This is a genomic window from Companilactobacillus zhongbaensis, assembly GCF_003946515.1.
GTDB classification, from domain to species: domain Bacteria; phylum Bacillota; class Bacilli; order Lactobacillales; family Lactobacillaceae; genus Companilactobacillus; species Companilactobacillus zhongbaensis.
Genome location: NZ_RHOM01000005.1, coordinates 88,810 through 101,189 on the forward strand (window position 1 = coordinate 88,810; position 12,380 = coordinate 101,189).

Sequence of the window (12,380 nt, forward strand, 5' to 3'; positions counted from 1 at the left end):
CGGGCTACAATTAGGGCTTTTTGGTTTATATCGTAATTATTCAAAATATTTCTTCGCAATGTTTTCGTAAATAGTAATGTATTGTAAGTAATCATCCTCAAAAACGAATTCGTTGATCTGGTGAGCACTTTCATTACCGGGTCCGGCGACGATAACATCGATATCAGAGTTAGCACCAACGAATTGTGAAGCATCAGTACCACCAGGTGCTCCGACAACCACGTTCTTTTGCCCCCAGACGTCTTCGTAAACGTCGCGGCTAATAGTTACTAACTTGGAGTTCAAATCCGTCTTGACGGGCATATTACTGGAGTCGACAGCTAATTCAAGATTCATCTTAGGATCATCGCTATTCATTTGTTCGATCAAGGTCTTGATTTGGTCGAGGATCTCGTTGTTGTCGAATTCAGGAATGGTTCTAACTTTGACACCTAAATAAGCATAGTCGGGGATAGTGTTAGGTTGTTCTCCAGCCTTAAAAATTGTGACAGCAGGTTTAGTGCTTCCTAACGCATCATCTGAATAGTTAGTAATTGTCTTGAAGTATTCATTTTGAGCAGTATAAAATTTGATCAAATTGTCGATGGCATTGATCCCTGCTTCTGGCATGGAACTGTGAGCAGCTTTTCCATGTGAGATTACACGATAGTCGACTGAACCTTTGTGGGCAGAGAAGAATGAGTGACGACCAAATTTATCAGGATTAGGTTGAGGGATGCTCAACATACCACTACCGACTAATTTATCGATGGCCATTTGGGAAGAACCATTACTAGGTTCACCAACGATCAAAGCATTCAAGTCATTGGCGTAACCTTGTTCAGATAATTGTTTAGCACCGATCTCACCAAGCTCCTCACCAACAGTTGCCATAAATTTGATCTTGTTGGTAAAGTCTTTGTCTTCGTTAAGCTCGATCAAGGCGATTGCTATAGCAGCCAAACCACTCTTCATATCAGCAGCACCACGACCGATAACCTTACCATCAATGTGTTTAGGATTAAAAGGTCCGTAATTCCACTTGTCCGCTTCAACAGGATCAACTACGTCTTCGTGACCTGTAAAACCAAGAACAGGCCCATCACTTTCGGGATTGATCGTAGCAATCAAATTGTATCTGTCGTCATCAACTTTATTGAGTTCTGATTCAATACCATTCTCATCAAAAAGTTTTTTCAAGTAGTCAGCAACTAATTTTTCCTTACCATTTACAGTCTCAAGTTTAATCAAATCATCCAATATTGATAATCTTTGCTCTTTGTCCATTTAGGAAACCTCCAATGTTCTGTATAATAAAACTAATTACGTTTAGTATAATATTTTTTAGGACAAAATGGGCATATTTAAAGCTTAATCGACAGTATAAAGAATTGTGGTGATATAAAATGAATTTACTAATGAAGATAGACAAATGGATCGGTGTAATCCTATTAGTAGTTGGAATATTAAGTTTCATATTCAAATGGTTTTCAGATACAAACTCAATCATTTATGGTGGGATTGGATTAATGCTGATTGCCATATCGTTGACCTCGGATAAAAAGAAGTAGAGGGCGCAGCGAGGTGGTCAGCTGCTGAGGATTAACGCGTGTAGTCGCACAAGGTGCGGCGAAGCCGTGCCGCGACTACATGTGTTAACCGGAGGCCGCTACCTCGCGGAGCTCGTTTCAGAATCCTTGAGGATAAAGCTAAAAAGCACTATCCAAGCTGCTGCAAATTTAGTATGCAATGAGAGAGAGCACTATTTGCCACAAGTAAAGCAGTACCACGACACATGTGTTAACCGGAGGCCGCTGCGTCTCGGAACTCGTTTCAGCATCCTTGAGTACAAAAATAAAAAGCACTATCCAAACCATTGCAATATTAACCAGCAATAATTGGATAGTGCTATTTTAATCCAGCAAGTTTAGCAGACAAAAATGGAAAATACCATTCGATATCTGCAAAACACCGTCCACCAACAGTTTCTATACAGGAAATCTCTCGTTCGGAACATTCAAAACGAGATTGTGGCATGACCCTGTACCTCGTTCAACATGAAAGAAAAACGTATTAACAACATTAACTCCGTTTAAAAAACTTCAGAACACAAAAAATTCAAAAAAAAATAGAGCACTCTCAACAGAGAGCACTCAATAATTATGCAGCTTGTTTATGTTTTAAGTTAGAGATTGCTTGTTCAATGGTAGTACCGTTACCATAAATATTGGAATCTTTCACATCTACTGCTGTGAATAGTTGATCTTTCATATCTAAAAGAATTCTGTATTTCATCAATATTCACACCTCCTTTATGTTCCGTGTTACTAAGAGGTAGCGACTGTTGACTACTATACAAGGATATTTATAAAAAAGCAACCTTTTTTACTTGACTTAGATAACTAAATCAATCATGATGTATTCAACCTAAAATAAAAGGAGAATCTTAATTGCTCGATACATTTTTAAGACTAATTAAATGGGTCTTGATCATAGCAGTTGCTGCAGTATTATTTTTTGTATTCATTCACGTTGTTTTTCCGTTGATTGCCGTTTTAATCATCGCTGGCGTGATTTACTATCTATATAAGAGGAACCGTCTTGCTCGTCAAAAGGCACGTTACACGCCTGAGGGTCGGAAAAAAGTCAATTAATCAACAAAAGCAATGTTCAGGCGAACATTGCTTTTTTAATCCAGTTTTTTACTTTTCAGGTTCAGCAACAGCAAAGTCACCAAATTTGGCATTAACAGCTTTAGCTAAATCATGTGGCTCAATAATGACAGAGTAACCAATTTTTCCAGCCGAAACGATGATCTTTTCTGATTCGTCGGCTTCATTATCGAAGTAGATTGGATAATTATGGAGTGAATGGATACCGACTGGACTGTTAGCTCCGTGTTCAAATCCAGAAGTCTTCACTAAGTCCTTCAGTGGTACCATGCCAACTTTTTTGTTGCCGGATAACTTGGCTAGTTTCTTATAACTGATATGTTTGTCTAGAGGTACCATACCAACGATGGGGCCGGTTTTGTTTCCCGTTAAAACTAGTGTCTTGTAGATTTTAATACCGTCGCGCATACTCTTGTCGGTGACTAATTCTTGGGTATCGCCATCGGCTTGGGTAGCGAAGGTAATAGGGACGTAGTCAACTTTTTCCTTGTCGAGGATCTTTTCAACTAACGTCTTTATAACTTTTTTCTTTTTGCTCATTTGATTCACCAGGTATTCTCATAAATTAATAATTAAAGCTCATTACTAATATCATAACAAATGTTAAAAATTATGTGCGTTGGTAGATTCAAAATTTATGAAAAAATATCAAGGATATTTTCAGCAATTTTGAAAACACTGTTATATAATAGAAAAACGAAATACGAAAGGACGATATTAAATGGGACTTTTTAGTCGCAAAAAGCAAGAACGTGATCCTGCTGATAATGATTTTAGTAAGATCTCACAGGAGATCAAGAAGAGTCCTCAAAAACTCAGTCAGGCTCAACGATTATTCAAAAATGATCTCTCAAGAAGGGTCCAAGCTACTGGTAAAAAAGATGATTCAGATAAACAATAATAATTATTAGATTAAAATAATATTTATTATAAGAGCAGTTCGTGATAAAATATACTAAACGATTTGGAGAGGAGTAATTAATGACGATTACAACTGGAAGAACCGCTATTATACAACGAAACGCTTTTTTGGAAAGATTTCTGACGTATCAAACAGTATTTCAAGAATACTTCAAGACGATGGATCTGATCGACCGTGGGGAAGCTTTGAAATATGAAACTTACGACCGTTTAGTCGGTAATTTTCTGTTGAACTTGAAGATTTATGGGGTTCACTGTGCTTCATTTCTAGAAAAAGAGCATTTAACTAACACTTTATTCGAAGAGAAGTTAAATTTATATTTTATCGAACTCGTTGAATCTTTGAAGTGTATTGATACCCGCCATAATCTGCTTGATCGGCGACAAATGCGTGTTGCTCAACAAAGGATCTCTGAGTCGGGACGGGCATTTATTCAAACGATTGATCATAATATTAACTAAGACGTTGCTCAACGTCTTTTTTTTATCACGAAAATTTAGTACTCTTAAAGATGATTATGGAGTGATTAGATGAAGTGGATAAAGATTAGTGTAGAGACACCGAATGATTTTGATGAAGAAATAATTTCCGATGTTTTAATGAAAGTCGGTGCCTCTGGTACAGAAATTATAGATAATAATACTCCCTCAGACAAAGAGCCGGGTATGTACGGGGAAATCTACCCCGAACAGAGGAATTTAGCACATTTAACAATCAATGCTTATTTCAGCGAAGACGATTTTTCAGATGAAATCGTTACTAATTTAAAAGCCGAGATTGCTAAGCTTAGCAATTTTGGTTTTGATGTGAGTCAAGTTGCCGTCAAAACGACTACTATGGATGATGCTGATTGGGAAAATAATTGGAAAGAATATTATCATCCCATTCACATTAGTCGTTATTTAACAGTTGTCCCACAATGGGTCAACTACGAAACGAAGAACAATGAACAGACGATCATCATGGATCCTGGTAAGTCATTCGGTACTGGAACACATCCAACTACCTTTACTTGTATGCAAGCTCTCGAGTTGATCCTTGGTGATGCCAATTCATTGTACGACGTTGGAACAGGTTCAGGGATCTTATCGATTCAAGCTAGAAAACTAGGTGTAGCTGACATCAAGGCCTTTGATCTCGATCCCGAAGCAGTTGAAGCCGCTAAGATGAATTTACAATTAAATGATGATTGTAAAGATATTCCTGTTTATGAAAATTCATTACTAGATGGTGTTAACGGAAAAGTCGATGTTATCGTGGCTAATATTTTGGCCAACATCATTATGGATTTCATCCCTGACATCGAATCACATTTAAACCCTAATGGTTTCGTGATCCTTTCAGGTATCATCAATGAAAAAGAAGCTCAGATCACTGAGTCAATGCAAGGTCATGGATTTGACGTAATCGAAGCCTTCCACTTAAAAGGATGGTCAACTTTGATCTGCAAACGTAAAAAAGATATCGAGGAACAAAATGGAGCAATACTTCGTTAATTCAACTATTTCAAACAATGAGTTTGTTTTAGATGACAAAGAACAATTTCGACATATAATTACAGTACTGAGACATCAAGTTGGTGACTTGATTTATTTAGTTGACCAAAATAATCAACTTTTTGAAGCAACGCTGACTAGTATCGCTGACAAATCAGCAATTTTTTCGGTAAAAAAGAGTTTGTTACCATCGACCGAACTGCCAGTTAAGGTCACGATTGCTTGTTCTTTATCAAAAAAAGACAAGATCGAATGGATCACTCAAAAAGCAACTGAGTTAGGTGCATCTGAGATCATCTTTTTCAATTCGCGTTATTCCATCATGACTTGGAAGGACAATGTTGTGGAAAAGAAATTAACACGATTGAATGAGATTGCTAAAAACGCTGCTCAACAATCGAAACGACGCCTGATCCCTGAAGTGAAATACTTCAAGAAATTTTCCGATTTGCTAGCTCGAGACGATGACTTGAAATTATTGGCCTATGAAGAGTCAGCTAAGCAAGGGGAAGTCAGCCAGTTGGCACAATCATTGTCAAAGTCGTATGACTCCATTCTGGGTGTTTTTGGACCGGAAGGCGGTATTGCTGAAGAAGAGGCCGATCAACTAAAAGATGCCGGGTACTTATCTGTAGGATTGGGCCCACGGATCCTTCGTGCCGAAACAGCACCTTTGTACTTGTTATCAGTGATATCCTATAATTATGAATTACGAATGAATGAGGAATAAAATTTGAAGAATCTTTGGACTGAAATTAAAAAATCAAAAACGACCTATATTGCTTTACTCTCGGTAGTGTTAGTGTTCATCATGCCGATCTTATTTAACCTATTTCATTTAGGACGCAGCAATCGGATCATATTCTTGTTTTTTGTTATTAACGTATTATTTGCTGGTTTCATTGGCTGGTTTTCTAAAAAATATTCACTTTCGTTTTATAACTTGGTGATCTTCCCAGTTATTTTCGTGATCAGCGTCTTTGTGAAGTATGGTCGCTATGGCTACTTTTTAGCCGGAATTTATTTAGTTTTAAGTATTTTGATTTATTTCTTATTTGATGATTAATTAATTGAATTTTAATCACTTATACATGATAATAATTAATAAGCCGAAAAAGCACTCGCAGAGTGCTTTTTATGTTAGGAAGAGGGAGTGATCAGGGTGAAAAAAAGAGAAGATTATACTCCTGATGAAGTGCTCGATATTTGTCGTCAATACATGAATGACGAACACGTGGAATTTGTGAACAAAGCCTATAATTTTGCCGCCTATGTTCATAAGGAACAAAAACGTGCCACTGGGGAACCTTACATTATCCATCCCACACAAGTTGCTCAGATCTTAGCATCATTGCACATGGATCCTTACACAGTCGCTGCCGGGTATTTGCACGATGTGGTTGAAGATACCAATGTAACTTTGGGTGACGTTAAGGAATTATTTGGAGATCAAGTTGCTACGATCGTTGATGGCGTAACTAAGATCAGTAAGTACAAATATCGTTCTCATCAAGAACTTTTAGCAGAGAACCACCGGAAGATGTTGATTGCTACTGCCAAAGACTTGCGTGTCATCATGGTCAAGTTAGCCGACAGATTGCACAATATGCGCACCTTAAAAGCATTGCGTCCGGATAAACAACGCCGGATTGCCAATGAAACTTTAGAAATTTATGCTCCATTAGCTGATAGATTAGGTATTAGCAAGATCAAGTGGGAATTGGAAGATCTTTCACTCCAATACATCAATCCACAACAATACTATCGGATCGTCCACTTGATGAATAGTAAACGTGATCAGCGTGAAGGATATATTTCTGAAGCTATCAAGTATATCAAGACTAGTGTTGACTCCTTAAATATCAAATACGAGATCTACGGTCGTCCGAAGCACATTTATTCTATCTATAAGAAGATGCGTGACAAACACAAACAATTTTCTGAATTGTATGACCTTTTAGCTATCCGGATCGTGGTGGAAACGGTCAAGGATTGTTATGCGGTCCTCGGTTCGATCCACTCGAAGTGGAAGCCTATTCCAGGACGCTTTAAGGATTATATTGCTGTCCCTAAGACTAATGGATATCAATCACTCCATACAACTATCATTGGACCTGGTGGTCAACCACTAGAAGTTCAGATCAGAACTTATGCTATGCATGACGTGGCTGAATATGGTGTGGCTGCTCACTGGGCATACAAAGAAGGTAACTTCAAAGGGGTTCACCTTGACTCTGATGAACAAAAGATCGATGTTTTCCGTGAGATCTTGGAGTTGCAAGAAAACTCTGACAACGCTGCTGACTTTATGAAGTCGGTTAAAGGTGAAATTTTCAACGACAGGGTTTATGTTTTTACCCCTCGTGGTGAAGTCATTGAGTTGCCGAAAGGTTCCGTGCCACTAGATTTTGCATATCAAGTCCATACGGAAGTTGGTAGCCATTCAGTTGGTGCTAAAGTTAATGGCAGAATGGTGCCATTGAATTATCAACTCAAAAATGGTGACATTATCGAAATGTTGACATCGTCTAACGCCAAGCCGAGCCGTGACTGGGTCAAACTAGTTTATACAACTAGAGCTCGGAACAAGATCAGACGTTACTTCCGGATCAAGGATCGGGAAGAAAATATTCAACTCGGACATGAATTGATCGAAGCTGAATTGAAGAGCCAATCATTGTCACTGAAGAAATTCCTTGATAAGACTCATATTGAAAAAGTTGTTAAACGATTCAACTACACCGATGAAGAAGAGCTTTTTAATGCCGTGGGTTATGGTGAACTGTCACCATTGAACGTGGTTCATAAGTTAATTAATGAAGACCCTGACAACAAAAAAGAGTCCGAACGTAAAGAGCTTGAAGAAAAAGTTATCACAGAAGAAGATAGCAAAGAACGTAAGACTCCTAACGAACACGTTCAAAACAAGATCCAAAAAGAACGGAGCAATGCCAATAACAGTATTTCAGTTGAAGGAATCGATAACTTATTGATCCGTTTAGCTAAATGTTGTAACCCGATTCCTGGGGATGATATCGTCGGCTACATTACTAAAGGTAGGGGCTTGACGATCCATCGGGCAGACTGTCCTAACGTTCAAAGCGAAGAAGCTAAAAAACGTTTTATCGATGTTAGTTGGGAAAATGTTACTTCGGATAAACGTTATATTGCTGAACTAGACATTTACGGGTTCAACCGTAACGGTCTCTTGAATGACGTTTTACAAGTAATTAATTCCACTACCAATGCATTAAACAACGTCAACGGAAGCCTTGATCGTGATAAGATGGCAATCATTCACGTATCCGTTGGTGTAAATAATAAAGAGCATCTTGATAAGATCATTTCAAAACTAAATAGTGTACCAGATGTATACCAAGTAAAGAGGACGATTGAATAATGAAAGTAGTTATCCAACGTGTCTCGCAAGCGAAGGTTACGGTTGATAACAAAATCCTTGGTCAGATCGATCAAGGATTTTGTTTGCTTGTAGCTTTTGCCGATGAAGACACAGATGAAACAATTGAATATATGGCTCGAAAGATTGCTAACATGAGGATTTTTTCAGATGCTGATGACAAAATGAACTTGTCGATCAAAGATGTCGGTGGCAAAATATTGTCAATTTCGCAATTTACCTTGTATGCTGACACCAAGCATGGAAACCGGCCAAGTTTCACTGGTGCAGGTAATTTTGAAACATCAAGTAAGAAATATGACCAATTCAACCAAGCTTTGCAAGACCATGATCTTGAAGTTGAGACAGGTGAATTCGGTGCTGATATGAAAATTGATTTGACTAATGATGGACCTGTAACCATTATCATGGAGCGGTAAAATGAAGATTATTCCAAATGAAAATTGCAATAATTCTCCCAAGAATAAATTTGTTGAAACTTATTCCATTAATCTTTTGACCAAAAATTTATCTGAGTTAAGAGCTGATTCGGCAAATGACATCTCGATAACTTTGCTTGATGGGACGGAGACCGATAATTTAGCTGAGCTCGAGAAATTGAGTATCGAAGCAGATACTATAACTTCAGTCGCATCTGTTTCTCACGGCAAGCAAGCTTTCTTTTTGGCTTTACTGACCAAAGGAAATGAAGAGAATTATTTGACGATTTATTATGAGTTTAAAACGTTCAAAGCCAACAAAATTGAAAAAATAATACTCTTTGAAGGTTCGATGCTTAATAAATAATATCGGTGACAAAATATTGTCAATTTTTCAATTTACCTTGTATGCTGATGGTGAGCATACGAGCTGATGATCTCAGCGCCAATGTGCAAATTGATATAACTAATGATGGGACCAGTAACCATCATCATGGAGCGATAATATGACAAGTATTGTATGGGACTTTGATGGGACCTTAGCCAATAGTTATCCAGGTATGGTTACGGCAGTTCAAAAGTCTTTAAAAGATAATTTTAAAATCGATCTTTCACGAGACACGATTTTTAAGGATATTAAAAAAACTTCAATCAGAAACTATGTTGAAGAATTGTTTACTGAAGAAGAGAGCACCAAGGAAAACGTTGAGGCAAACGTTAAAACTTTTTATCACGATTACAAGTTGATCGAACAACAACATCAAGACGATATCGTTTTAATGCCCCATGCCTTGAAGACACTTAAAGCATTACAAGAAAAGGGCGTTCAACAATTTATTGTGACTCATCGTGATCAGTCGATTTATGACATCGCTAAGAAATTAGGGATCGATGGATTCTTTGACGAAATCGTCAGTGTTGAAGATGATTTTATTCGTAAGCCAGATCCTAACATGCTGAAATATTTGATGAAAAAATATTCATTGTCAACCGACTCATTGTTTGTTGTTGGTGACCGACAGATCGATATCGATTTTGGCCGTTCTGTTGGAGCTAAGTGTGTTTTGTATTCGGATGTTAATGCTGAATTTGGACAGGATTTTGTTGTTGGGGATCTTGTTGGGGTTTTGGAGTTGGTTTGATTTAATTTGGCTTTTATGAAATTTGATAGTCAAAAAGCTTCCCGTAGTTTTGTTGGGGGGCTTTTTTTGTTTGGTTTTTTGAATTAAACGTTGTTATTTTGGTTACGTGTGAATTTTGGGTGCAGGGGATCGTGTTATCTATTTTGGATTGCTAAATTTGCTGCAACAAAATAGCACTATCCATTTTTTGCTGGTTAAAATTGCAGTTAATTGGATAGTGCTTTTATGTTTTATACTCAAGGATGCGAAAACGAGTTCCGGCACACAGCGGCCTCCGGTTTAGAAACTGTCGGCAGGCACGGCTTCGCCGCACCTTTGGTGCCGACAGTCCCTAAATCCTCAGCAGCTACCCGTGTGCCTCCACTCTCTGTGTTTTACTGAAAGTAATTCTTCAATCCGGCAGTAACAGCTTTAGCGATTTGCTCTTTATATTTTTCAGATGTGATGTGTTTATAGTCTGATTTTGAGTTGATGTAGCCTAGTTCTAGTAGTACTGAAGGTTGGCTGTTGTAGTGTAGTACGTAAAGGTCTTTTTGGTTGGTGCCTTTGTTTTTGATTTGGACGCTTTTTAGTTGGTCGTTGATGTCTTTGGCTAGTTTGCCGTCTTTGTTCTTTTGGTAATAATACGTGGTTATCCCTGATCCGGCACTTGCTGATTCGGTTGAGTCGAAGTGCAGGCTGATGAAGGCGTCTGCTTCAATCTTACTTGATTGACGAGCTCTTTGTCCTAGTGAAGCTGTTTGGTCACCATTTCTAGTTAAGATTACTCTAGCACCAGTTTTTTGTAATTCGTGCTTAATTGCTTGAGCATACTCTAAAGTAAAGTTCTTTTCGTATGTTTTCTTTTGTGATAGGGCACCTGTATCGTCGCCACCGTGTCCAGGGTCAATGATGATCGTTGACTCGGAAATATTAGTTGCGGCGGATTTTACTGGATTTTTGGTTCCTGTCACTGTTACGACCCAGCTAGCCACATAGCCGACTGATCCATCGCTATCACGAACTTTGTACCATTTACCATCTTTTCCTAGGTAGTCGAAACTCTTACCAACGTTGACGCTCTTAACGATTCGACTATTGGAATTAGGTTCGATCCGAAGTTTAGTACTTGGTTGGGTTACCGTGACAGTTTTAACGCCATCTTTATTACTCTTGGATTTATGGGCACTTTCTGGTCCAGATGTTTCTTGAGTTCCTTGAATGAACTCAGTCTTGACCCAACCAGCAGTCCCTTTGTATAAAATTTGTGTCCAATCACTTTCTTGATACATGATCGAGACTTTCTGTGATTGGGAAACAGTTCCTAATACGTCACTTGAAGAATCAGCATTCTTGAACACGGTGGTATTTTGGACTTTAATAATCCCGACTTTATTAGCGGTTGAACTCACGGTCGTATTATCTAAGAGCCAGCTAGCTACCCAGCCGATCTTGTCGCCAGCTAGACGGACTTCATACCATTTATTCTTTTCGCTGATGATCGATAATTTATCACCTTTTTTAACTTGTCCCATATTGGCATACGACAAGCCAGGTCCGATGCGGACATTGACCGATTCAGACTGAACTACCACTGAGTTTGCGTTAGCAAGAGCCACAGTGGAAATGCTTGAGATCGCCAATAAAAAGGCGAGGGCGATAATGATTTTATATTTGCGTAAAAATGCGAGAACCATTAGAAGTATTTTTTTCATGTAAAACATTCCTTTTTTAGGTCGCAAAAATAAGTTACTTTTCCTCATACTTAATATATTACTAAAAAATCCAGTAATTTTGCGCGTAATTAGCAATAATTATAGAAAATTTGACTATTTATCAAATAAAAATATTTATTGTAGGGTGAAAATACCAAGAAAACCTTTTCATTAAGCGAAAGAAACTTGACAATTGGGCAATTTTTGATTAATTTAGAATTATATTATTTAATCAAACAAATTTACTACACAGAGAGCCTGTAAGCTGAGACCAGGCAGTAAATGTCTTCGTGACGAAACACAAACGTTTGGCAGGCGTTAACTGTAGAAATAAACTAGGTGGTACCGTGCCAAAAAGCACCCTTGTCGTTTTAGACGAGGATGCTTTTTTTTTGAGTCAAGCTCTAGGTGACAGTAGCCTCTTGTTAACACAGGTGGTCGAGGCACTGATTTAGATGTATAGATAGCACTATCTATTTATATTTGCTAAACTTTCTGCAATTGGATAGTGTTTTTTATCTTTATCCTCATGGATGCTGAAACGAGTTCCGAGACTCAGCAGCTGACCAACCTCGCTGTGCTCTATGTGTTTAAATCCTCAGTAACTGAACGTCGCCTTCCGCTCTCTAAACTTTTTT

Annotated in this window: 15 protein-coding genes; 11 read left to right on the forward strand and 4 right to left on the reverse strand. The window is 38.1% G+C overall.

Going from position 1 to position 12,380, the window contains the following annotated elements; genetic code table 11:
- Nucleotides 1-36: 36 nt before the first annotated feature.
- Entirely contained in the window at nt 37-1,266 is a 1,230-nt protein-coding gene (locus EKM69_RS03765; RefSeq protein ID WP_125708272.1) for a M20/M25/M40 family metallo-hydrolase, read from the reverse strand.
- A 131-nt stretch (nt 1,267-1,397) separates the two neighbouring features.
- On the opposite strand from EKM69_RS03765, the gene EKM69_RS12465 reads away from it, so the two are divergent.
- Nucleotides 1,398-1,550, forward strand: a complete 153-nt coding sequence (locus EKM69_RS12465) for a hypothetical protein (protein WP_225423830.1) — start codon at nt 1,398-1,400, stop codon at nt 1,548-1,550.
- 589 nt (nt 1,551-2,139) lie between these two features.
- Here the strand turns inward: EKM69_RS12465 and EKM69_RS12580 are convergent.
- Nucleotides 2,140-2,274, reverse strand: a complete 135-nt coding sequence (locus EKM69_RS12580; protein ID WP_263853848.1) for a hypothetical protein — start codon at nt 2,272-2,274, stop codon at nt 2,140-2,142.
- Nucleotides 2,275-2,429: 155 nt separating this feature from the next.
- On the opposite strand from EKM69_RS12580, the gene EKM69_RS03770 reads away from it, so the two are divergent.
- Nucleotides 2,430-2,633 carry a hypothetical protein gene (locus EKM69_RS03770; protein ID WP_125708274.1) on the forward strand — a complete coding sequence of 68 codons (204 nt, stop codon included), beginning with the start codon at nt 2,430-2,432 and terminating at the stop codon, nt 2,631-2,633.
- A gap of 48 nt (nt 2,634-2,681) precedes the next feature.
- Here the strand turns inward: EKM69_RS03770 and EKM69_RS03775 are convergent, their stop codons facing one another.
- Nucleotides 2,682-3,191: an aminoacyl-tRNA deacylase gene (locus EKM69_RS03775; protein WP_125708276.1), complete on the reverse strand. Its 510-nt coding sequence runs from the start codon at nt 3,189-3,191 to the stop codon at nt 2,682-2,684.
- Between the two features lie 181 nt (nt 3,192-3,372).
- On the opposite strand from EKM69_RS03775, the gene EKM69_RS03780 reads away from it, so the two are divergent.
- From EKM69_RS03780 to EKM69_RS03820, 9 genes are all read left to right on the forward strand, one after another.
- Nucleotides 3,373-3,552 carry a hypothetical protein gene (locus tag EKM69_RS03780; protein ID WP_125708278.1) on the forward strand — a complete coding sequence of 60 codons (180 nt, stop codon included), beginning with the start codon at nt 3,373-3,375 and terminating at the stop codon, nt 3,550-3,552.
- 80 nt (nt 3,553-3,632) lie between these two features.
- Entirely contained in the window at nt 3,633-4,034 is a 402-nt protein-coding gene (locus EKM69_RS03785; protein WP_125708279.1) for a hypothetical protein, read from the forward strand.
- A gap of 69 nt (nt 4,035-4,103) precedes the next feature.
- The gene (prmA, locus tag EKM69_RS03790; protein ID WP_125708281.1) at nt 4,104-5,069 is read left to right on the forward strand and encodes a 50S ribosomal protein L11 methyltransferase; all 966 of its coding nucleotides are present in this window, start codon (nt 4,104-4,106) and stop codon (nt 5,067-5,069) included.
- Complete coding sequence (locus tag EKM69_RS03795) at nt 5,050-5,799, forward strand: 16S rRNA (uracil(1498)-N(3))-methyltransferase (protein WP_125708283.1); 750 nt, start codon at nt 5,050-5,052, stop codon at nt 5,797-5,799. The genes prmA and EKM69_RS03795 overlap by 20 nt, the downstream gene beginning before the upstream one ends.
- 3 nt (nt 5,800-5,802) lie before the next feature.
- Nucleotides 5,803-6,135, forward strand: coding sequence for a hypothetical protein (locus EKM69_RS03800; protein ID WP_125708285.1), 333 nt, complete (start codon nt 5,803-5,805; stop codon nt 6,133-6,135).
- A gap of 96 nt (nt 6,136-6,231) precedes the next feature.
- Complete coding sequence (locus tag EKM69_RS03805; RefSeq protein ID WP_404825391.1) at nt 6,232-8,469, forward strand: RelA/SpoT family protein; 2,238 nt, start codon at nt 6,232-6,234, stop codon at nt 8,467-8,469.
- Complete coding sequence (gene dtd, locus EKM69_RS03810) at nt 8,469-8,906, forward strand: D-aminoacyl-tRNA deacylase (RefSeq protein WP_125708287.1); 438 nt, start codon at nt 8,469-8,471, stop codon at nt 8,904-8,906. Before EKM69_RS03805 ends, dtd begins: the two co-directional genes overlap by 1 nt.
- Nucleotide 8,907: 1 nt before the next feature.
- Nucleotides 8,908-9,273: a hypothetical protein gene (locus EKM69_RS03815; RefSeq protein ID WP_125708289.1), complete on the forward strand. Its 366-nt coding sequence runs from the start codon at nt 8,908-8,910 to the stop codon at nt 9,271-9,273.
- A 139-nt stretch (nt 9,274-9,412) separates the two neighbouring features.
- Nucleotides 9,413-10,048: an HAD-IA family hydrolase gene (locus EKM69_RS03820; protein ID WP_125708291.1), complete on the forward strand. Its 636-nt coding sequence runs from the start codon at nt 9,413-9,415 to the stop codon at nt 10,046-10,048.
- 374 nt (nt 10,049-10,422) lie between these two features.
- Here the strand turns inward: EKM69_RS03820 and EKM69_RS03825 are convergent, their stop codons facing one another.
- Nucleotides 10,423-11,742 carry an N-acetylmuramoyl-L-alanine amidase gene (locus EKM69_RS03825; RefSeq protein WP_125708293.1) on the reverse strand — a complete coding sequence of 440 codons (1,320 nt, stop codon included), beginning with the start codon at nt 11,740-11,742 and terminating at the stop codon, nt 10,423-10,425.
- Nucleotides 11,743-12,380 lie beyond the last annotated feature (638 nt).

Excerpts from the sequence above, each read along its gene's own strand:
- EKM69_RS03825 (WP_125708293.1), bottom strand. The coding sequence starts at position 11,742 with ATGAAAAAAATACTTCTAATGGTTCTCGCATTTTTACGCAAATATAAA.
- EKM69_RS03795 (WP_125708283.1), top strand. The coding sequence starts at position 5,050 with ATGGAGCAATACTTCGTTAATTCAACTATTTCAAACAATGAGTTTGTT.
- EKM69_RS03820 (WP_125708291.1), top strand. The coding sequence starts at position 9,413 with ATGACAAGTATTGTATGGGACTTTGATGGGACCTTAGCCAATAGTTAT.
- EKM69_RS12465 (WP_225423830.1), top strand. The coding sequence starts at position 1,398 with ATGAAGATAGACAAATGGATCGGTGTAATCCTATTAGTAGTTGGAATA.
- dtd (WP_125708287.1), top strand. The coding sequence starts at position 8,469 with ATGAAAGTAGTTATCCAACGTGTCTCGCAAGCGAAGGTTACGGTTGAT.
- EKM69_RS03765 (WP_125708272.1), bottom strand. The coding sequence starts at position 1,266 with ATGGACAAAGAGCAAAGATTATCAATATTGGATGATTTGATTAAACTT.
- prmA (WP_125708281.1), top strand. The coding sequence starts at position 4,104 with ATGAAGTGGATAAAGATTAGTGTAGAGACACCGAATGATTTTGATGAA.
- EKM69_RS03785 (WP_125708279.1), top strand. The coding sequence starts at position 3,633 with ATGACGATTACAACTGGAAGAACCGCTATTATACAACGAAACGCTTTT.
- EKM69_RS03775 (WP_125708276.1), bottom strand. The coding sequence starts at position 3,191 with ATGAGCAAAAAGAAAAAAGTTATAAAGACGTTAGTTGAAAAGATCCTC.
- EKM69_RS03815 (WP_125708289.1), top strand. The coding sequence starts at position 8,908 with ATGAAGATTATTCCAAATGAAAATTGCAATAATTCTCCCAAGAATAAA.
- EKM69_RS03780 (WP_125708278.1), top strand. The coding sequence starts at position 3,373 with ATGGGACTTTTTAGTCGCAAAAAGCAAGAACGTGATCCTGCTGATAAT.
- EKM69_RS12580 (WP_263853848.1), bottom strand. The coding sequence starts at position 2,274 with ATGAAATACAGAATTCTTTTAGATATGAAAGATCAACTATTCACAGCA.